Annotated in this window: 19 protein-coding genes; 4 read left to right on the top strand and 15 right to left on the bottom strand. The window is 70.5% G+C overall.

Annotated features, from left to right (window positions below; genetic code table 11):
* Nucleotides 1–36: 36 nt before the first annotated feature.
* The 7 genes from ABD073_RS03420 to ABD073_RS03390 are packed head-to-tail and all read right to left on the bottom strand — an operon-like array spanning nucleotide 37 to nucleotide 6,240.
* Nucleotides 37–819, bottom strand: coding sequence for an IclR family transcriptional regulator (locus ABD073_RS03420; protein ID WP_343872396.1), 783 nt, complete (start codon nucleotides 817–819; stop codon nucleotides 37–39).
* The gene (locus tag ABD073_RS03415; protein ID WP_343872395.1) at nucleotides 819–1,871 is read right to left on the bottom strand and encodes a D-2-hydroxyacid dehydrogenase; all 1,053 of its coding nucleotides are present in this window, start codon (nucleotides 1,869–1,871) and stop codon (nucleotides 819–821) included. The genes ABD073_RS03420 and ABD073_RS03415 overlap by 1 nt, the downstream gene beginning before the upstream one ends.
* A gap of 12 nt (nucleotides 1,872–1,883) precedes the next feature.
* A complete protein-coding gene (locus ABD073_RS03410) occupies nucleotides 1,884–2,294 on the bottom strand; it encodes a nuclear transport factor 2 family protein (protein WP_343872394.1) in 411 nt (136 codons plus the stop codon).
* The gene (locus tag ABD073_RS03405; RefSeq protein WP_343872393.1) at nucleotides 2,291–3,031 is read right to left on the bottom strand and encodes a fumarylacetoacetate hydrolase family protein; all 741 of its coding nucleotides are present in this window, start codon (nucleotides 3,029–3,031) and stop codon (nucleotides 2,291–2,293) included. The genes ABD073_RS03410 and ABD073_RS03405 overlap by 4 nt, the downstream gene beginning before the upstream one ends.
* Before the next feature lies 1 nt (nucleotide 3,032).
* The gene (locus ABD073_RS03400) at nucleotides 3,033–4,049 is read right to left on the bottom strand and encodes an L-idonate 5-dehydrogenase (RefSeq protein WP_343872391.1); all 1,017 of its coding nucleotides are present in this window, start codon (nucleotides 4,047–4,049) and stop codon (nucleotides 3,033–3,035) included.
* A 44-nt stretch (nucleotides 4,050–4,093) separates the two neighbouring features.
* Nucleotides 4,094–4,861, bottom strand: coding sequence for an SDR family oxidoreductase (locus ABD073_RS03395; RefSeq protein WP_343872390.1), 768 nt, complete (start codon nucleotides 4,859–4,861; stop codon nucleotides 4,094–4,096).
* Nucleotides 4,858–6,240, bottom strand: a complete 1,383-nt coding sequence (locus ABD073_RS03390; protein ID WP_343872389.1) for an MFS transporter — start codon at nucleotides 6,238–6,240, stop codon at nucleotides 4,858–4,860. The genes ABD073_RS03395 and ABD073_RS03390 overlap by 4 nt, the downstream gene beginning before the upstream one ends.
* 182 nt (nucleotides 6,241–6,422) lie before the next feature.
* On the opposite strand from ABD073_RS03390, the gene ABD073_RS03385 reads away from it, so the two are divergent.
* The gene (locus ABD073_RS03385; RefSeq protein WP_343872388.1) at nucleotides 6,423–7,313 is read left to right on the top strand and encodes an NAD(P)-dependent oxidoreductase; all 891 of its coding nucleotides are present in this window, start codon (nucleotides 6,423–6,425) and stop codon (nucleotides 7,311–7,313) included.
* A 67-nt stretch (nucleotides 7,314–7,380) separates the two neighbouring features.
* Here the strand turns inward: ABD073_RS03385 and ABD073_RS03380 are convergent, their stop codons facing one another.
* The 4 genes from ABD073_RS03380 to ABD073_RS03365 form a co-directional block, all read right to left on the bottom strand.
* Nucleotides 7,381–8,532, bottom strand: coding sequence for a substrate-binding domain-containing protein (locus tag ABD073_RS03380; RefSeq protein ID WP_343872387.1), 1,152 nt, complete (start codon nucleotides 8,530–8,532; stop codon nucleotides 7,381–7,383).
* Between the two features lie 24 nt (nucleotides 8,533–8,556).
* Nucleotides 8,557–9,699 (bottom strand): ABC transporter permease, encoded by a 1,143-nt coding sequence (locus ABD073_RS03375; RefSeq protein WP_343872386.1) that lies wholly within the window; start codon nucleotides 9,697–9,699, stop codon nucleotides 8,557–8,559.
* Between the two features lie 17 nt (nucleotides 9,700–9,716).
* Nucleotides 9,717–11,213, bottom strand: coding sequence for a sugar ABC transporter ATP-binding protein (locus ABD073_RS03370; RefSeq protein WP_343872385.1), 1,497 nt, complete (start codon nucleotides 11,211–11,213; stop codon nucleotides 9,717–9,719).
* Nucleotides 11,214–11,407: 194 nt separating this feature from the next.
* A complete protein-coding gene (locus tag ABD073_RS03365) occupies nucleotides 11,408–12,175 on the bottom strand; it encodes an IclR family transcriptional regulator (protein WP_343872384.1) in 768 nt (255 codons plus the stop codon).
* A gap of 173 nt (nucleotides 12,176–12,348) precedes the next feature.
* Here ABD073_RS03365 and ABD073_RS03360 point away from each other — a divergent pair, with 173 nt between their 5' ends.
* Together ABD073_RS03360 and ABD073_RS03355 are read left to right on the top strand one after the other, a co-directional pair.
* Complete coding sequence (locus tag ABD073_RS03360; protein ID WP_343872382.1) at nucleotides 12,349–13,287, top strand: cyclase family protein; 939 nt, start codon at nucleotides 12,349–12,351, stop codon at nucleotides 13,285–13,287.
* Nucleotides 13,287–14,306, top strand: a complete 1,020-nt coding sequence (locus ABD073_RS03355; protein WP_343872381.1) for a 2-hydroxyacid dehydrogenase — start codon at nucleotides 13,287–13,289, stop codon at nucleotides 14,304–14,306. The genes ABD073_RS03360 and ABD073_RS03355 overlap by 1 nt, the downstream gene beginning before the upstream one ends.
* A 29-nt stretch (nucleotides 14,307–14,335) precedes the next feature.
* Here the strand turns inward: ABD073_RS03355 and ABD073_RS03350 are convergent, their stop codons facing one another.
* The gene (locus ABD073_RS03350; protein ID WP_386751487.1) at nucleotides 14,336–14,965 is read right to left on the bottom strand and encodes a TrmH family RNA methyltransferase; all 630 of its coding nucleotides are present in this window, start codon (nucleotides 14,963–14,965) and stop codon (nucleotides 14,336–14,338) included.
* 57 nt (nucleotides 14,966–15,022) lie between these two features.
* On the opposite strand from ABD073_RS03350, the gene ABD073_RS03345 reads away from it, so the two are divergent.
* Nucleotides 15,023–15,760 carry a DedA family protein gene (locus ABD073_RS03345; protein WP_343872380.1) on the top strand — a complete coding sequence of 246 codons (738 nt, stop codon included), beginning with the start codon at nucleotides 15,023–15,025 and terminating at the stop codon, nucleotides 15,758–15,760.
* Nucleotides 15,761–15,793: 33 nt separating this feature from the next.
* On the opposite strand, the gene ABD073_RS03340 is transcribed toward ABD073_RS03345, so the two are convergent.
* The 3 genes from ABD073_RS03340 to pyrE all read right to left on the bottom strand — a co-directional run bounded on the left by ABD073_RS03340 (nucleotide 15,794) and on the right by pyrE (nucleotide 17,915).
* Nucleotides 15,794–16,435, bottom strand: a complete 642-nt coding sequence (locus ABD073_RS03340; RefSeq protein WP_343872379.1) for a uridine kinase family protein — start codon at nucleotides 16,433–16,435, stop codon at nucleotides 15,794–15,796.
* 99 nt (nucleotides 16,436–16,534) lie between these two features.
* The gene (locus ABD073_RS03335) at nucleotides 16,535–17,284 is read right to left on the bottom strand and encodes a LemA family protein (RefSeq protein ID WP_343872377.1); all 750 of its coding nucleotides are present in this window, start codon (nucleotides 17,282–17,284) and stop codon (nucleotides 16,535–16,537) included.
* Nucleotides 17,285–17,375: 91 nt separating this feature from the next.
* Nucleotides 17,376–17,915, bottom strand: coding sequence for an orotate phosphoribosyltransferase (gene pyrE / locus ABD073_RS03330; RefSeq protein ID WP_343872376.1), 540 nt, complete (start codon nucleotides 17,913–17,915; stop codon nucleotides 17,376–17,378).
* Nucleotides 17,916–17,923 lie beyond the last annotated feature (8 nt).

Here is a 17,923-nt window from a genome sequence, read left to right as displayed (position 1 = left end):
CCAGTGGGCCCGCCGGTGCGTCCGGCCTCCCCCACCTCACAGCCCGTTGAGCCGACGCGGCACCGACAGCTCGTCGCGGGCGGCGAGCAGCCGCTCCAGCATCTGCTCGCGGGCCGCCTGGTCCGCCACGTGGTGCATCATCGAGGTGCCCAGCGCCATCTCCACGTCCCCGGGCTTGCGCGGAGGCACCAGCACCGCGATGCCGTAGACCCCCGGGTTGGTCTCGCGGTCGTCGACAGCCCAGCCCCGCTCGCGGACCTGCTCCAGCTTGGCCAGCAGCTGGTCGACGGTGCGGGTGGAGTGCTCGGTCCACACCGGCAGGCTGCTCGGCTCGCTGAAGCTGGCGCGCACCTGGGCCTCGTCGAGCTGCGCCAGCAGGACATTGCCCACCGCGGTGATGGAGGCCGGGAAGCGGTCGCCGACGTTGGCCGACATCCGCCAGGGGTGCAGGCCGGCGTGGCGGGCCAGGTAGAGCACCTCGCTGTCGTGCAGCACGGCCAGGTGCAGCAGCTGCTCGCTCAGCACCTGGTCGGCGGCCACCAGCCGGTGGAACTCCCGCACCACGTCGAAGCCGCGCACATAGGCCCCGCCCAGCTCCACCGTGGCCCGTCCCAGGCAGTAGGCGGCGCCGTCCTTGCGCACCAGCTCGGCCTGCTCCAGGGCCACCATCAGGTTCAGCGTTGAGGACTTGGCCAGCTCCAGGGTGCGGGCGATCTCGGTGAGCCCGAGCGGGCCCTCCTGGGCCAGCAGGCGCAGGATGGCCGCGGCCCGGGTCACGGCGGGCGCCGGGCTGCGGTCCTCCTCGACGGCATCGCTCATCAGTAGAACTTGACCTTGTCGACGCGGTTCGCCAGCTCCTCGCCGTCCAGCAGACGCCGGGCATTGTCCGCGAAGAGCCTGGCGATCAGCACGTCCTCCTGGTCGTTCAGGGCGCCGGTGTGGGGCGCGATGACCACATGGGGCATGGCCCACAGCGGGCTGTCGGCAGGCAGCGGCTCGACCGCGAAGACGTCGAGCGCCGCGAAGGAGATGCGCCCGTCGGACAGGGCCTGCACCAGGGCCTGCTCGTCGACGCAGGTGCCACGACCGGTGGAGACGAAGATGGCCCCCGGCTTGACCTGGGCCAGCACCTCGGCGCTGATCAGGCCGGTGGTGTCGGTGGCCTCGGGCAGGCAGTTGATGACGGCATCCGCCTGGCCGATGACCTCGGCGAGCTGGTCGACGCCGAAGATCTGCTCGACGCCCTCCACCTCGCGCACGGTGCGGTTCACGCCGATCACCCGGGCACCCAGGGCGTGGAAGAGCCGGGAGGTCTCGCGCCCGATGTGGCCCATGCCCACCACCAGCACGGTCATCTGGAAGACCTGCCTCATGGCCCAGCGGTCGGCCCAGGTGCGCTCGGCCTGCAGCGCCTGCAGCCGGGGCAGGTCCTTGGCACCGCACATCACGCCGAAGACCGCGAACTCGGCCAGGGTCTGGCTGTGGGCGCCGGCGGAGGTGGTGAACTCGATGCGCTGCAGCTGCTCCTCGGGGAGCTGGGCGGCCTTGACCTGCGAGCCACCGCCGGCGGCCATGGTGTGCACCCACTTGAGGCCGGGATTGGCGGCCGCGGTGCGGGCCAGGGCAGCCGGGTTTGTGTCCGGGATGCCGTACAGGGCGTCGGCGGAGTCGCAGAGCTGCTCGTAGCGGGCCTGCTGCTCAGGGGTGCGGGTGAAGGCCGGGTCGCCGTTGTGGTCGCCGGGGAAGCGCATCGGGGGCAGCAGGTCCTGCTCCAGCACCAGCTCGATGCGGGGATCCGCCTGGCGGATCAGGTCGGCATTCTCGTCGCTCAGCGGGGTGACGACGGCGACGCGGAGGCGGTCGAGGGTCATGGCGGTGCTCCTTCAGCGGGTGGGATGCGGCTCGTTGAGCCAGGCCAGCAGTCTCCAGGGCGCGGCGTGCCCGTCCCGGATGAATACTCTCAGGTTGTGGAAGCAGGCGGCATCGGCGCCGGGCCCGGTGGCCCCGCCCTCTGTCTCCTGCCACTTGGTGACCAGGCAGGTGACGACGGCCCGGCGCTCCCCGAAGGTCTGCACCTTCACCTGTTCGGTGCGACGCACCGCCCCGGTGGCCAGCCCGTCCAGCAGGGCGGCGCGGTCGTCGAGCCGTCCGGTGGGCCGCTGCATCACGAACTGCTCGCAGAGCAGGGCCTCGAAGAAGTCGCGGTCGGCGGCCGACTCGGCCTCGCCGATGCGTCGGTTCAGCTCGACCAGCTCCTGCTGCTCGCCCGCACCCTCCTGCTCCAGGCCGGTCATCGGGCCGCGACCACGGGATTGTCCAGGCTGCCGATGCCCTCCAGCTCGCAACGGCACTGGTCGCCGGCCACGATCGGGAAGAAGGTGGCGGGCGAGCCGGTCAGGATCACGTCCCCGGCGTCCAGGGTCATGTACCGGGTCAGGTAGCTGAAGACCTCGTAGGGATTCCAGGCCAGCTGGCTGGTGCGGGCGGCGGCCACCTGCTGACCGTTGCGGTACATGGTCATGGCCAGGTCGAGGGCCTGGGGCAGCTCGGTCTCGATCCACGGCCCCAGTGGGGTGTAGCCGTCCCCGTTCTTCACCTGGGTGGCCTTCTCGTCGTCCTGCTCGGTATTGGTGACGTCATTGCCGATGGTCCAGCCCAGCACGTGGGCGGCGGCCTGTTCGTCGTCCAGGTGGCGGGAGCGGCGTCCCACCACCAGCACCAGCTCACCCTCGCCGTTGATGGTGCCCAGTGAGGCATCCACCTCGATCGGATCGCCGGGGCCGACGACGGTGCGGGCCGACTTCATGAAGGCCTGCCGCGGGATCTCCCGGTCGCCGGGAGCGCCGTTGTGCGCCATGCCGAGCACGATGCGCGGCTCGACGGGCGCCAGCAGCCTGGTGCCCTCGACGGGATGGGTCTCGCCGGTGCGCACCAGCGGCTGGGCGAACAGGTCGGTCACCACCGCCCAGACATCGCCGTCGGCGACGACGGGACGGGGGCCGTCCGGGGTGTCGATCCTGGCCAGACGCACCTCAGGCCTCGTTCCACAGGTCCAGCAGCACCTTGCCGGAGCGACGTGAGTCCTTCGCGGTGGCGAAGGCCTCGGCGGCCTCGTCGGCCTCGACGACGTGGGTGATCACCTCGGCGATGGAGGGCCGCTCGGCCAGCAGCTGCACCGCCTGGTCCACCTCGTCGTTGAAACGGAAGGTGCCGCGCAGCTGAAGCTCGCGGCTCACCAGGGTGGCCACGTCGATGCCCTGCGGACCCGAGGGCATCATGCCCACCTGGACCAGGATGCCGGCTCGGCGCAGCGCCAGCAGCGCCGCATTGGTGGCCACCGGGGCGCCGGAGCACTCCAGCACCACGTCGAAGTACTCCTCGGGAAGCTTCTCCCGGGTGACATTGACCACCCGCTGGGCTCCCATCCCGCTCGCCCGCTCCAGGGCCTCGTCGATCACGTCGGAGCAGGTGACCTCCTGCGCGCCCAGGGCCAGGGCCGCGGCGGCGGCCAGCAGGCCGATCGGCCCGGAGCCGGAGACCAGCACCCTGGCGCCCTCCACTCCCCCGGCGATGGCGACGGCGTGCAGGGCCACCGCGAGCGGCTCGGCCAGTGCGGCGGTACGCAGGTCGAGCCCCTCGGGCAGGGCCCGCAGCTGGTCCAGCCGGACCAGCATGTACTCGCTGGCTCCACCCTGGGTGTGGGGCCAGGTGGAGGCGGAGCCCAGGTAGGCGCCGTTGGGCCACAGGTGGGGACGGTCCTCGATGCCGGGGCGGCTCTCGCCGAAGGTGGCCGGGTGCAGCGTGACCGGGGTGCCAACCGCCCAGGTGCCGCTGGGATCGAGGTCCACGGTGCCGCTCACCTCGTGGCCGGGCACCAGCGGCTCCTTCACGACGAAGGCACCGTTGGCGCCCTCGAAGTAGTAGTGCAGGTCCGAGCCGCAGATGCCGGCATAGGCCATCCGCAGCCGGACCTGGCCCGGCTCGGGCTCCGGGGTGGGGACCTCGCTGGTGGCGATGTCGAGCTTGCCGTTGATGACCACCGACTTCATGGTGCTGCCTTCCTGGACGCGTGCTGGGTGTGGGGTGGTGCGGCTCAGACCACGGAGGTCATGCCGCCGTCGACGAAGATGTTCTGGCCCGACACGAAGCTGGAGGCATCGGAGGCCAGGAAGACCAGCGCTCCCACCAGCTCCTCGAAGCGGCCCCAGCGCTGCGCCGGGGTGCGGTTGATGACCCAGGTGTTGAAGGCCTCGTCGGTCCACAGGTCGCGGTTCATCTCGGTGGCGAAGTAGCCGGGCGAGATGGCATTGACCTGGATGTTGAAGCGGGCCAGGTCCGCGGCCATGCCCTTGGTGAGCATCACGATGCCGCCCTTGGAGGCCGAGTAGGGGGCGATGGTCTGGCGCGCCAGCATGGACTGCACCGAGCCGATGTTGATGATCTTGCCCGAGCCGCGCTCGCTCATGGCACGGGCCACAGGCTGGCTCACGTAGAAGGCGCTGGACAGGTTGGTGGCCACCACGTCGTCCCAGTCCTGGGCGGCGAACTCGGTGATCGGGGCACGGCGCTGGACGCCGGCATTGTTGACCAGGATCTCGGGGCAGCCGTGCTCGGCGATCAGTCGGCCCACCCCCTCCTCGACGGCGGCGGCGTCGGTGACGTCGAAGCTGACGGTGGCGATGGCGCCCTGGCCCAGGGCACGCAGCCGCTCGGCGGCCTGCTCCAGGGTGTCGCCCCCACGGCCGTGCAGGACCACGTTCGCCCCGGCCTCGGCCAGCCCGGTGGCCAGCGCGTGGCCCAGGCCACGCGAGCTCCCGGTGACGAAGGCGGTGCGCCCGGTGATGTCGAAGAGGTTGGTCATCGCTGCAGCTCCAGTCCGATCGTGCGGTCCTCGCCCTTGTGGGCGTCGAGGGTGAGGGTGACGTCGCGCCCGGCGGTCTCCGGGGTGACGAAGGTGGTCAGGAAGGTGATCACGCACAGCGCGGCGACATAGGTGCCACCCACCCACCAGGCGTAGTCCGTGCGACCCAGCAGCCACATGCCGATGAAGGGGCCGAGACCACCGGCCAGCACTGCCGAGAACTCACGGGCCACGGCAACACCAACGTAGCGGTGCTGGGCGCCGAACATCTCGGGCAGCAGGGCGCACTGGGCGCCGAGCATGGTGTTCACGCCGAAGCCGATGGACAGCGCGACGATCAGGATGCTGAGCCAGGGATTGCCCTTGGTGAGCAGGTACCAGCCCGGGAAGCTCAGGGCGAGCAGGATCAGCGAGCCCATCCGGTAGACCGGCACGCGACCCCAGCTGTCGGACAGCTTGCCCATCAGCGGCACCGAGAAGATGCCGATGATGCTGGCGGCGGCCACGGCCAGCGCGCCGACGCCCTTGGTGACGCCGTAGTAGACCATGAAGGTGACGGCCAGGTTGGAGTACAGGTAGGAGCCACCGTTCTCGGCCATTCGCAGGCCGATGCCCTTGATGACCGAGGGCCAGGAGTTGCGGAAGAGCTCTCCCAGCGGGTTCTCCTCCACCTGCTCGTGCTTCTCCAGCTCGATGTAGGTGGGGGTCTCCCGCAACCGGGAGCGGATCCAGACGGCGATGCCGATCAGCACGAAGCTCACCAGGAAGGGCACACGCCACAACCAGCCGAGCAGGATCTCGTCGCTGGCCTGGCTGACGGCCCAGAAGACGGCCGAGGCCAGGAGGGTGCCGGCCTGGATGCCGACGAAGGGCAGGGCGGCGAAGAAGCCGCGGCGCTTGCGCGGGCCGTACTCGGCCATCAGCACCGTGGAGCCCGCCTGCTCGGCCCCGGCGCCGAGGCCCTGCAGCAGGCGCATCAGCACCAGCAGGCCGGGGGCCAGCCAGGAGGGGTTGGGCAGCTGGTGGGCGGTGGGCAGCAGGCCGATCGCGGTGGAGCTGCCACCCATCAGGGCGATGGTGACCATGAGCACCCACTTGCGGCCGATCTTGTCGCCCAGGGTGCCGAAGATCAGGCCGCCCAGCGGGCGGGCCAGGAAGCCCACGCCGAGGACCGCGAAGGAGGCCATCGTGCCCTTGGCGCCACCGAACTCGGGGAAGAACAGGGTGCCGAAGATCAGGGAGGCCGACAGGCCGTAGAGGGCGAAGTCGTAGTACTCCAGGGCCGAGCCGATCGAGCTCGCCAGGGTGGCGCGGCGCAGGTTGTCCGCGTACTCCGCATCGGTCATTCCGGCACGGGCGGCCGGTGCTTCGTTGCTCATGGATGCTCCGTGGTGCTGTGGCCACGCCTCGTCGCGCGGCACGAGAAACGTAACACTCTGCTGAACCACGTTCAATGGGATGAACAAATTGTGACTTTTCTCTGTTCTGCGCGCCGTCGGGAGCGTAGATTCAGCCCTGTCGACGGCATCGTGGCCGTCCCCTTCCACCTACAGGAGCAGGCATGACCACCGTCGGATTCATCGGACTCGGGACCATGGGCGCCCCGATGGCCCGCCACATCCTCGCCGGGCTGGGCCCGGACGACGCCCTGGTGCTGAACGACCGCACCGACGAGAAGGCCCGTCCGCTGATGGACCAGGGGGCCCGGTGGGCCGCCACGGCCCGCGAGCTCGCCGCCGGGTGCGACCTGGTGATCTGCATGGTCCCCGCCATCCAGCACGTCCGACAGGTCTGCGAGGGACCCGACGGCCTGCTGGCGGGCCTGGAGCATCCCGTCACGCTGGTGGTCTGCTCCAGCGTGGCCGCCACCGACGTGCGCGAGCTGGACGCCTCGCTGGCCGAGGCCTCGGGCGGTCTGCTGCACGTCGTGGACGCCCCAGTCTCCGGCGGGCAGGTGGGCGCCGAGGCCGGCACCCTGTCGATCATGGTCGGCGGGGCCGACGAGCTGGTCGCCCCCGTGCTGGAGGTGCTGAACCTGACCGGCACCGCGCTCCACCTGGGCCCGCTGGGCGCCGGCGAGGTGGCCAAGGCCTGCAACCAGGCCATCGTGGCCGCCACCATCACCGCCATCGCCGAGGCCAGCGTGGTGGCAGAGCGCTCCGGGCTGGACGTGGCCCAGATGTTCGACCTGCTGCAGGGCGGCTATGCCGGCAGCGCGGTGCTCAAGGACAAGGCCACCCGCTTCGCCACCAAGGACTACTCCCCCTCCGGCCCGCTCTGGTTCTGGGTCAAGGACCTCAAGGCCTACCTGGCCGAGGCCGAGGCCACCGGCACCGACTCGCTCGTGGTGGGCCCGATCCTCGCGGCCGTCGAGGGCCTCGTGGAGGCCGGCCGCGGCGAGGCCGACACCGCGGTGATCCAGGAATGGGTGGAGCAGGGCCGCACGGCCTGATCCCGCAACGACGCAAGGGGGCCCGCCCGGATGCCAGGCATCCGGGCGGGCCCCGTCGTCGTGGTGGCTACTTGCCCCAGATCTTCTTGTAGGCCGCGTCGTAGCCCACCGGATCCCAGAAGTTGTCCTCGGTGCTGTTCTCCTGGGTGGCCACGTGCACCTGCGGCACGTAGCCGGAGGCCTGCTCCCCGGCGAAGGCGCGGTTCAGCTCGTCGACGATCTGCCAGCCCTCGGAGCGCAGCGGCGAGGGCACCGTGGCGGCCTGGAAGTCACCGGTCCGGATCCGGGTCAGGGCGGCGGCGTCACCGTCGCCGGCGCCCACGTTGACCGGTGCCGTGGCCGCGGTGCGTCCGGCCTGGCGGAAGGCCGCGGTGGCGTTCTCGAAGTAGACGTCGTTGATCGCCACCGAGTAGGTCCACTTGTCACCCATGCTGCTGAGCAGGGCATTGGTCTCGGCCGGCATCCGGGCGGCCACGTCGGCCAGCGGGATGTTGTCGTACTTGAGCAGCTTGATCGTGCTGCAGGTCTCCAGCTCCTTCTTGATCATCTGGCTCTTGCCCTCGGCGAAGGGGATCGAGGAGTCGGTGAAGATGACCACGCCGGCATCGCCATTGGACTGGTCGATGATGTAGTCCGCACTGATCTTGGCCACGTCGTCCACCTTGGTGGTGACATTGGTGAACAGCTTGGGGCTGGTGCTCGGGCCGGGGGTGGCCAGCGCCTGCCAGCCCACCAGCGGGATCTTGGCGGCATTGGCCTGCGCCACCTGGTTGGCCGTCGTGTTGGGGTCGAAGCCGCCGATGACGATGCCGTCGGGGTTCAGCGCCAGCGCCTGGTTGAAGGCGTTCTGGATGCCGGCCGGGGTTCCCTGCCCGTCGATCGACTTGAGGGTCCAGCCGATCGCCTTCGAGGCCTGCTCCAGGCCGGCGGCCACCCCTGCCACGCCGGGGTTCTGCATGGACTGGGCGACGTAGACGATGGTCTTGCCGGCCTGGGCCTTGGGGCCGGTGGTCGGTCCGTCCCAGGGGGCGTCCTTGGCGCTGGCCTTCTCGACGGCGGCACGCGCCTTGTCGACGGCAGCCTGGCAGCCACTGGCCGAGGCGGTACCGGCGGCGCGCTCCTTGCGGACCTGGGAGCCGCGGGTGCAGCCGGTGAACATCAGCGAACCGGCCAGCAGCACGGCGCAGCCCTGCAGGACGGGGCGTGGAGGACGAGACATGGTGAGCCTTTCGTGGGTGCCGGTTCAGGCGGTGGGGCCGGCGGGATCGTCCGGCGAGATGACGGGGGTGGCCGAGGCGTGCGCCCCGGTGGTGTCGCGCAGCTGGTCGTCGGGGGTGCGCAGACCGGTGGCACCGGGCGGCGGGGTGGCGTCGACGGCCTTGTTGGCGGCCACGCCGGCCATCAGCTTGCGACGCGCGCTCCAGCCGGCCAGGCCGACGGCGATCAGCAGGGTCACGCCGTTGAAGAGCGGGTTGACCCAGAAGTTGGCGCCGAGCTGGCCGATGCCGGCCAGGCCGATCGCCAGCGTCACGACCGCGACGATGGTGCCGGCCGAGTTGGGGCGGCCGGGCTTGATCACGGTGCTGCCCAGCAGGGCGGCCACGAAGGCCGGGAGCATGTACTCCGAGCCCACCGAGGGGTTGCCGATCTGCTGCTGCGAGGCCAGCAGGACGCCGGCGCAGCCCACCAGGAAGGAGCAGGTGGCGAAGGCGTAGACGGAGTATCGGCGGGTGGGCAGGCCGATCAGGTCGGCGGCGCGCTGGTTGGAGCCGAGCACGTAGAAGTAGCGGCCCAGCGGGGTGCGTTCCAGCACCACCCAGAGCACCAGCGCGGCTATGGCCACGTACCAGGCCGAGACCGGGATGCCGAAGAAGGTGGAGTCGTACAGGTCGGTGAACCAGTCGGGCAGGCCGGTGCTGCCGGGCACCACGCGGGCGCCATTGGTGATGGCGCCGGTGATCGCGTAGAGCACCGAGCCGGTGCCCAGGGTGGCGACGAAGGAGTCGATCTTGCCGAGCTCCACCAGCAGGCCGTTGACCACACCGACGCAGGTCATCAGCAGCAGCACCAGCAGGGCGGCGAGCACCCAGTGCACGCCGCGCACCACCAGCACCATCATCAGCACATGGGCCAGGCCCAGGGTGTAGCCGATCGAGACGTCGAACTTGCCGGTCGCGATCGGGATCATGGCGCCCAGCGCCAGCAGGGCCGGGATCGAGTTCGCCCCAAGGATGGCGTTCAGGTTGGAACGGGTGAGGAAGGTGCCGGGCAGCGCGATGGCGAAGACCACGAAGAGCGCGACGGCCAGCACGAGAAGGCCGTAGGTTCCGACGAAGGAGCCGCTGCGACGCCTGCGCGCCGGCCTGGCGGTGGTTGCTTGGGACATGGTGGTGGGACTCCTGCTCAGTGTGTGGTCACGAGGTTGGCGCCGGAACTGGCGGCGGTGAGGTTGCTGACGGTGAGCCGGTCGGCGGAGAGCTCCTCGGTCACCTTCCCCTGGACGAAGACCAGCGCGCGGTGGGCGACGCTGGCGACCTCCTCGAAGTCGGTGCTGACCAGCAGCACGCCCAGACCGGCGTCCAGCGAGGACTCCAGCAGGCGGTAGATGTCCGCCTTGGCGCCGACGTCGACGCCGGCGGTGGGCTCCTCCAGCACGATGACGGTGCGGTCCGCGGAGAGCCAGCGGCCCACCATCACCTTCTGCTGGTTGCCGCCCGAGAGGGTGGCGATGGGGAGGTAGGGATTGTTGGGCAGCACGCCGTAGGTCTCGGTGAGCCGGCTGGCCAGGGCCTCGTCGGAGCGGGGGCTGTTCCAGGAGAGCAGCCGCTTGCCCAAGGGCCGCAGGTTGGCCAGGAAGTTCTCGCCCACGCTCATCTCGGGCGCCATCCCCTCCTCCATCCGGTTGGAGGTGACGAAGCCGACGCCGAGGTCGACGGCCTGGGCCGGGTTCGCCGGGGCATAGGGCTGGCCCTGCAGCGCCATCCGGCCGCCATGGATGGGGAAGGCGCCGGCGACGGCGCGTCCCACCTGGACGTGGCCGGCACCGGTCAGCCCGACCATGCCGAGCACCTCACCGGCGTGCACCTGGAAGCTCACCGGGCCGGCGGGGCCGGCCAGCAGCCGCTCCCCCTCGAGCACGACGGGGCGCTCCTGGACATTGATCCGCGAGGTGTAGGTGCGCGGCTTGCTGCCGACGATGTCCACCACCAGTTCCTGGGGCGTCTTGTCCTCGATGCCGCCGGCGTGCACCAGGCGGCCGTCGCGGAAGACGGTGACCGAGTCGGCGATGGCGAAGACCTCGTCGAGGCGGTGGGAGACGTAGATCATGCCGCGGCCCTGCTCCTTGAGGCCCTTGAGCACGTCGAAGAGCCGCTGGGAGTCGGCGGCCGGCAGCGAGGCGGTGGGCTCGTCGAGGACCAGGACCGGGGCGTCGGCGGACAGGGCCCGGGCGATCGCCACCAGCGAGCGCTCGGCGCGCGTCAGGTCGGCCACCAGCATGTCGGGGTCGATGTCCAGGTCCACCAGGGCCAGCGCCTGCTCGGCCTGGGAGCGCACCTGGCGCCAGCTGATCAGGCCACCACGGCGGGGGTAGTCGGTGTCGAGGGCGACGTTCTCGGCGACGCTCATCGCCTCCACCAGGCCGAGGTCCTGGTGGATGAAGGACATCGCACGGGAGGCCTCCGGGGTGCCGAGCTCGTGCCCGAGCACCTTCACCTGGCCCTCGGTGGGCGGGTACAGGCCGGAGAGCACCTTGATCAAGGTGGACTTGCCGGCACCGTTCTGCCCCAGCAGGGCATGGATGCTGTGCGGCTGCAGGGTGAAGTCGACGCCCTTGAGCGCCTGGGTGGCCCCGAACTGCTTCACCAGACCCGTGATCTCGATCAGTGGGACTTCGGCCATGGTGGTCCTCTCGTCGCGCTGCGCTGCGCTTCGCTGTCCATCCTGTTGGATGTTGTCCATGATTCTGGACCGCGATGGGCACGGCAGGCAAGAGCGCCGACCAGATTCGGTCAGGACGTGGGCTCAGGCAGTGAGCAAGTGCACACCCCAGCCGTGCACCGGGGCGCCGCAGACGCCGCTGATGGGGCGGGCCCTCAGAAGGAGCGGTCGGCCAGCGGGTTCTCGAAGATCTCGACCACCTGGCGCAGCTCCGCGACGAAGACCTCGACCGGGGTCTGGGTGAAGAGCTCCTTGGAGACCGTGGTGCTCACCGAGAGCTGGGCCACCTCCCCGGGCACGTTCACCACCGGGAGCGCCACGCAGACCTGCCCCAGGTTGGTCTCCTCATCGTCCAGCGCATAGCCGCGCTCGCGCACCAGCGCCAGGTCCTGCTCCAGCTCGGGCAGCGACTGGATGCTGCGCTCGGTGAAGCGGGGGAAGAGCTTGCCGCGGTAGCGGTCCTCGACGGCACCGGGCGGCAGGGTGGACAGCATGGCCTTGCCGGTGGCGGTGATCGAGGCGGGGAAACGATCGCCGATGGCGCCGCTGAGCCGGCGGGTGTGGCCCACCTCGTAGCGGGCCAGGTAGATCACGTCGGTGCCGTCGAGCAGCGCGAGCCGGGCTGCCTGGGTGGACATCAGCGGCTGGCGGCGCACCTCGTCGTAGAAGTCGCCCAGCTGGTCCACGGTGGCGAGGTAGTCGCCGGCCAGGCCGAGGAAGCGACGCCCGAGGCGGTAGTGGTTGCCGTGCCGCCGCAGCATCCCCTCCTCCTCCAGCGCGGTGCACAGCAGGGCGGTGGTGGACTTGGCGATGCCGGTCCGGTTGGCGATCTCCGTGACCCCGAGGCCCGGCTGCCCCTCCCCGGCGAGAAGGTCGACGATCCGCATGGCGCGGGCGAGGGCGGGAACACTGCTGGTTGCCACGGGAACCTCCTGGTTGCCTCGGCCGGGGTGCGACCGTCGGGTGGCCAAGGCTACGCCACGGTCGGGCGAGTGAGATCTGTCGCAGTCCATCGTGTCCAGCATTTTGGCTCTGGTACAGAGTATTGGAGTGGACTAGGGTGACCGGCAAGTACCCGACGAAGGAGTCCCCCGCGATGAGCGAGCGTTTCGCCAACCAGCCGACCGTCTCCCAGGCCGATTTCGACCAGGTCTACGAGCAGCTCAAGCGCTGGGACCAGTACGACGAGCCCGCCCGGGGCGCGTGGAACGAGGTGGGCCCCGAGAAGGCCCGCGAGGCCGCCTCCCTGGTGCGCTCCGGCACCTCCGTGGGCATGGCGCTGCCGTGGAACACCGTCGCCGAGGTCGACAACCCGCAGCCCGCCCTGCACATGATGGTGGAGCTGGGTGACCGCGAGCCCCCGGAACCCACCTGCAACAAGGACTTCCTGGGCGTCGCCTTCCACGGCAAGTCGGTCTCCCACCTGGACGCCCTGAGCCACATCGCCTACCGCGGTGAGCTCTTCGACGGCCACTCGGCCCGCGGCGAGGTGGACGCCACCGGCGCCGGCTTCGGCGACGTCGCCGCGCTGGGCCACCTGGTCACCTGCGGTGTCCTGCTGGACTTCGCCGCGGTGGCGGGCAAGGACTGGATCGAGCCGGGCACCGCCTTCCATGCCGAGGACATCCTGGAGTGCGAGAAGGCGCTGGGTGTTGAGATCAAGCCGGGCGATGCCGTGCTGGTGCGCAGCGGGCAGTTCGCCCGTCGCGCCGCGCTGGGACCCTGGAATCCTGACGTCGACGGCGCAGCGGGCCTGCACGTGGATGCCATGCCGCTGCTGGCCGAACGCCGGATCAGCGTGCTGGGCGGCGACGGGGACAGCGACGTGCGCCCCTCCCCCACGCCCGGCATCGGCTCCCCGATCCACATCCTGGCGATCACCGCCATGGGCATCCCGCTGCTGGACAACCTGGACCTGGAGGCGCTGTCGGCGGCCTGCCGGGCGGAGAACCAGTACCGCTTCATGTTCACCCTGGCCCCGCTCAACGTGCCCCGCGGCACCGGCGGCCCGATCAACCCGATCGCCGTGCTGTGATGCCGGGCTTCCGCGTCGGCGTCTCGGCCGACTTCCTGTCCGAGGGTCGCAATGTCTGGGGCGACATCGGCCTGGGCAGGCTGGACGAGGCGGGGATCGATTGGGAATACATGGCGAGCGCCCCGGCGGCCTTCTCGCCCGAGGACCTGGCCCCCTATGACGCGGTGCTCTTCGCCGCCCCGGCCGTGACGGCCGACTCCTTCCGGGAGGGCACCCCCTCTCCCCTGCTGCTGGCCCGCTTCGGCGTGGGCTACGACGCGGTGGACCTGACCGCCTGCACCCGCCAAGGCGTCGCGGTGACCATCACCCCCGATGGTGCCCGGCGACCCGTCGCCACGGCCGCCCTCGCCCTGCTGCTGGCCGTGCTGCACAACCTGGTGGCTAAGGACCGGCTGGTGCGCGAGCACCGCTGGGCCGAGCGCACCGGGCTGATGGGCACCGGCCTCAACGGCCTCACCATCGGGCTGATGGGCGTCGGCAACACCGGCGGCGAGCTGGTGCGGCTGCTGGCTCCCTTCGACGTCACGGTGGTGGGCTTCGACCCCTTCTGCCCTGCCGAGCGCGCCGCCGAGCTGGGCGTCGAGCTGGTGGACCGGGAAGAGCTGGCTCGTCGCAGCGATGCCCTGGTGGTGATGGCGGCGCTCACCCCGGACACCCATCACTTCGTCGACGCCGACTTCCTGTCGCGGATGAGGCCGACCTCGGTGGTGCTCAACGTGGCCCGCGGGCCGATCGTCGACGAGCAGGCGCTCATCGCGGCGCTCACCGATGGCACGATCCGCGCCGCCGGGCTGGACGTCTTCGAGGAGGAGCCCCAGACCTCCGGCATTGAGCAGCTCGACAACGTGACCCTGGCACCGCACAGCCTGGCCTGGACCTCGGAGATGAGCCTGGGCAACGGGAATTCCTGCATCGACGCCATCCTGGCGGTGTCCACGGGGCAGGAGCCAAGCTTCGTGGTGAACCGCGAGGTGCTCACCGAGGCAGCCTTCACCCGGCGACTGGCCGCGCGCCGCTGATCCCGGAGGGCGCGCAGGTCCAGGGCGGATCAGGCCTGCGCGTGCTGCAGCGCCCAGTGGTACATGGTGATCGCGGCAGCGGCGCCGGCATTGATCGAGCGGGTGGAGCCGTACTGGCTGATCGCCACCAGGCTGGCGCAGGCCGCGACCATCTCCTCGGTCAGGCCCGGACCCTCGGAGCCGAAGACCAGGCAGCAGTCGCGCGGCAGCATGGTGCTCTCCAGCGGCACCGAGCCGGGCAGGTTGTCGACGCCCACCAGGGTGATCTGCCGCTCGGCGGTCCAGGCCTGCAGCGAGGCCACGTCGGGGTGGTGGTGGACGTGCAGGTAGCGGTCGGTGACCATGGCGCCGCGACGGTTCCAGCGTCGCCGTCCCACGATGTGCACGCCGGCGACGTTGAAGGCATTGGCGGTGCGCACCATGGAGCCGATGTTGAAGTCGTGCTCCCAGTTCTGGATGGCCACGTGCAGCGGGTGGCGGTGCCGGTCGAGCTCCGCGACGATCGCCTCCAGGCGCCAGTAGCGGTAGCGGTCCAGCACATTGCGTCGGTCCCCCGCGGCCAGCAGTTCCGGATCGAGCCGCTGGTCCTCGGGCCAGGGCTGCGGATGCGGCCCCACACCATGGCTCGGTGCGGTGGGATCGTCGGGCTCCTGGCCCACAGGCCCGGGCCGCTCGCTGCTCAGGCTCGTCACAGTCCCAGAGGTTAGCCTGACAGCGTGAATCCCCTGATCTCCAGCCTGCTGCTGACGCCCATGCTGATGCCCGACTGGCTCGATCCCGCCACCCTGATCCACAACCTGGGCAACTGGGCGCTGTGGGGCGTGGCGCTGATCCTGTTCATCGAGTGCGCCATCTTCCCGGTGCTGCCGGGCGACTCGCTGCTGTTCACGGTGGGCATGTTCATCGCCATGAACCCGCCGTCGATCACCTTCGGCTCCATGTCCAAGCCGATGGTGCTGGTCGTCGCCTGCTCGCTGATGACCTTGTTCGCCATCGGTGGCAACATCGCCGGCTACTACGTCGGCAAGTTCATCTCGCCCTGGCTGTTCAAGCCGCGCGACAACGTCTTCGGCAAGATCTTCAGCGAGAAGCACCTGGGCCAGGCCAACGACTTCTTCGAGCGCTACGGCTCCAAGGCGCTGGTGCTGGGCCGCTTCGTGCCCTTCGTGCGCACCTTCGTCACCATGGTGGCCGGTGCTGCGGGCATGAACTTCCGCCACTTCATCACCTGGACCGCCATCGGTGGCGTCATCTGGGTCTGGGGCGTGACGCTGATGGGTTACCTGCTGGGCAATGTGGCCTTCATCGGCAACAACATCGACCTGGTGCTGATCCTGATCGTGCTGATCTCGCTGGTCCCGATGATCTTCGAGTGGTGGAACGAGAAGCGCAAGGCCCGCGCGGCCGGCCTGGCCGAGACCGCCCGCACCGTCAACGAGGTGGTCGAGGACTGATCCTCGCCACCTTCCGCTGCACCGGCACCCCCGTCATCGCGACGGGGGCGTCGTCGTCTGTGGCCAGGACGGGCGGGCCACCACCACCTGGCGGGCCGGATCGTGCGGCAGCCGGGGATCCCCGTCCACCAGCAGGTCGGCGCGTCGCCAGGGCGCATCAGCGGCCAGGAATGGCACCTCGGCCGCATCCCATTCGGCGATGAAGTCGAGCTCCTCGATCCCGTCGCGCTCGACGCAGCGGCGGTGTGCCTCGCGCGGGTCGGTCTCCACCCACAGCGCCAGGTCGAACAAGCCGTCCAGCCGCCGATGCGAGGCACTCACCCCCTCCACCACGACGGCCGTGGCCCCGGCCGGCACCTCCATGGCACCCTCTCGCCCCCGATCGATCCAGGCCTGCGGCCGATGGGCCACCGCCTGCCCCTGCCGCAGCGGCTGCAGCACGTGGCGGGCCAGGTTGGCGTGCCAGTCGAAGAAGGAGTGGTGCCAGGCGATGTCGTCGGTGTGCAGCAGGACCACGCCGGGGCGCGTGGCCAGCCGGGTGGCGAAGGTGGTCTTGCCGGAGCCGGAGCGGCCGTCCACCGCCACCAGCGCGGGTCGGCCGTCGACGGGCGGCACCAGGGCCCACAGCTCGTCGACTTCCATCACCCGCCAGTCCGGCCTCGTCTCCTGCTGCATCTGCATCTCCTCACGTGGTCTGCTGCGCCACACCAGCCCAGCACGACGCAGGGCCCCGACCGAAGAGGTCAGGGCCCTGCGACAGTGTGTGGCCGCGCCTCAGCGCTGCTGCTCGTCGGGCATCCGCTGCTGCGTCGGCTCGTTCCAGGTGACGGTGGGCTGCGCGGGCTGCGACTGCGGGTTGGGCAGCTCCGCGGGCGCGTCGGCGGCCACCTGGTTCACGCCGGGGCGAAGGGTGGTCTCGGGGTCACCACGGTAGGAGATCTCGCCGAAGTTCACGTCCGGGGCCTGGCGCACGGCCTGGTCGTTCACCTCGAAGTAGGTGGCCTTCCTGAAGCCGAACATGTTGGCCACCACATTGCTGGGCACCGACTCGACCTTGGTGTTGTAGGCGCGCACGTTGGCGTTGTAGAAGCGACGCCCCGCCGCGATCCGGTCCTCGGTGTTGGTCAGCTCGCGCTGCAGCTCGGCGAAGTTCTGGTTGCTGCGGAGCTCCGGGTAGGCCTCGACGCTGACCATCAGGCCGCGCACGGCCCCGGTCAGCTGCTCCTCAACCTGGGCGCGCTGCGGGTCGGGCGTCTCGCCCGGGTTCGCCTGGGCCAGCTGCATCGCCTGGGAGCGCAGCCGGGTGATCTCCTCGATGGTGTTGCGCTCATGACCGGCATAGGCGCGCACGGTCTCCACCAGGTTCGGGATCAGCTCGTAGCGGCGGTTCAGCTCGACGTCGACCTGGCGCCAGGACTCCTGGATCACGTTGCGCTGCCGGATGAAGGAGTTGTACGGCGCGATGAACAGCACGCCGGCCAGCACCAGAATGCCCAGCAGCACCAGCAGGAGGGTCCAACCCATGGCAATCTCCACTCTCTAGGAAGCTCGTGACCACACTAACCGGTGGCCGGGCCCCGGCGTCGGGGCGCGCGCTACGCCCAGCGCGTACGGCTCACAGGCCCAGGTCGGCCAGCCCGACGGCGAAGCGGTAGGGCAGGCCCTGCGCCTCGATCGCCTCGCGGGCACCGGTGTTGCGGTCCACGACGCAGGCGACACCCACCACCTCGCCACCGGCCTCGCGCACCGCCTCCACGGCGGTCAGCGCGGAGCCTCCGGTGGTGGAGGTGTCCTCGACGACGAGCACGCGTCGCCCGGCCACCTCGGTGCCCTCGATGCGGCGCTGCATGCCGTGCGCCTTCTCCGCCTTGCGCACCACGTAGGCGTCGAGCCGGCCGCCCTGGGCAGCCGCGGCGTGCAGCATGGCGGTGGCCACCGGGTCGGCGCCCAGGGTCAGGCCGCCCACGGCGTCGAAGTCCCAGTCGGCCACCAGCTCGCGCATCACGCGGCCCACCAACGGGGAGGCGGCGCCGTCGAGGGTGACGCGGCGCATGTCGACGTAGTAGTCGGCCTGCTTGCCGCTGGCCAGGGTGACGCGGCCGTGCACCACGGCCAGCTGCTTGACGTGCTCGATGAGCTCTTCGCGGTCGGTCATGGCAGCAA

This window comes from Luteococcus peritonei, from assembly GCF_039526385.1.
Lineage (GTDB): Bacteria > Actinomycetota > Actinomycetes > Propionibacteriales > Propionibacteriaceae > Luteococcus > Luteococcus peritonei.
The sequence above is the reverse complement of the archived record's forward strand: the minus strand, read 5'-3'. Positions and strand labels throughout refer to the sequence as shown.

What these genes read in the sequence shown, in the direction of transcription:
- ABD073_RS03370 (WP_343872385.1), bottom strand. Translation starts at nt 11,213, where the DNA reads ATGGCCGAAGTCCCACTGATCGAGATCACGGGTCTGGTGAAGCAGTTC.
- ABD073_RS03375 (WP_343872386.1), bottom strand. Translation starts at nt 9,699, where the DNA reads ATGTCCCAAGCAACCACCGCCAGGCCGGCGCGCAGGCGTCGCAGCGGC.
- ABD073_RS03380 (WP_343872387.1), bottom strand. Translation starts at nt 8,532, where the DNA reads ATGTCTCGTCCTCCACGCCCCGTCCTGCAGGGCTGCGCCGTGCTGCTG.
- ABD073_RS03355 (WP_343872381.1), top strand. Translation starts at nt 13,287, where the DNA reads ATGCCGGGCTTCCGCGTCGGCGTCTCGGCCGACTTCCTGTCCGAGGGT.
- ABD073_RS03400 (WP_343872391.1), bottom strand. Translation starts at nt 4,049, where the DNA reads ATGAAGTCGGTGGTCATCAACGGCAAGCTCGACATCGCCACCAGCGAG.
- ABD073_RS03410 (WP_343872394.1), bottom strand. Translation starts at nt 2,294, where the DNA reads ATGACCGGCCTGGAGCAGGAGGGTGCGGGCGAGCAGCAGGAGCTGGTC.
- ABD073_RS03385 (WP_343872388.1), top strand. Translation starts at nt 6,423, where the DNA reads ATGACCACCGTCGGATTCATCGGACTCGGGACCATGGGCGCCCCGATG.
- ABD073_RS03340 (WP_343872379.1), bottom strand. Translation starts at nt 16,435, where the DNA reads ATGCAGCAGGAGACGAGGCCGGACTGGCGGGTGATGGAAGTCGACGAG.
- ABD073_RS03415 (WP_343872395.1), bottom strand. Translation starts at nt 1,871, where the DNA reads ATGACCCTCGACCGCCTCCGCGTCGCCGTCGTCACCCCGCTGAGCGAC.
- ABD073_RS03335 (WP_343872377.1), bottom strand. Translation starts at nt 17,284, where the DNA reads ATGGGTTGGACCCTCCTGCTGGTGCTGCTGGGCATTCTGGTGCTGGCC.
- ABD073_RS03395 (WP_343872390.1), bottom strand. Translation starts at nt 4,861, where the DNA reads ATGACCAACCTCTTCGACATCACCGGGCGCACCGCCTTCGTCACCGGG.
- ABD073_RS03390 (WP_343872389.1), bottom strand. Translation starts at nt 6,240, where the DNA reads ATGAGCAACGAAGCACCGGCCGCCCGTGCCGGAATGACCGATGCGGAG.
- pyrE (WP_343872376.1), bottom strand. Translation starts at nt 17,915, where the DNA reads ATGACCGACCGCGAAGAGCTCATCGAGCACGTCAAGCAGCTGGCCGTG.
- ABD073_RS03360 (WP_343872382.1), top strand. Translation starts at nt 12,349, where the DNA reads ATGAGCGAGCGTTTCGCCAACCAGCCGACCGTCTCCCAGGCCGATTTC.
- ABD073_RS03420 (WP_343872396.1), bottom strand. Translation starts at nt 819, where the DNA reads ATGAGCGATGCCGTCGAGGAGGACCGCAGCCCGGCGCCCGCCGTGACC.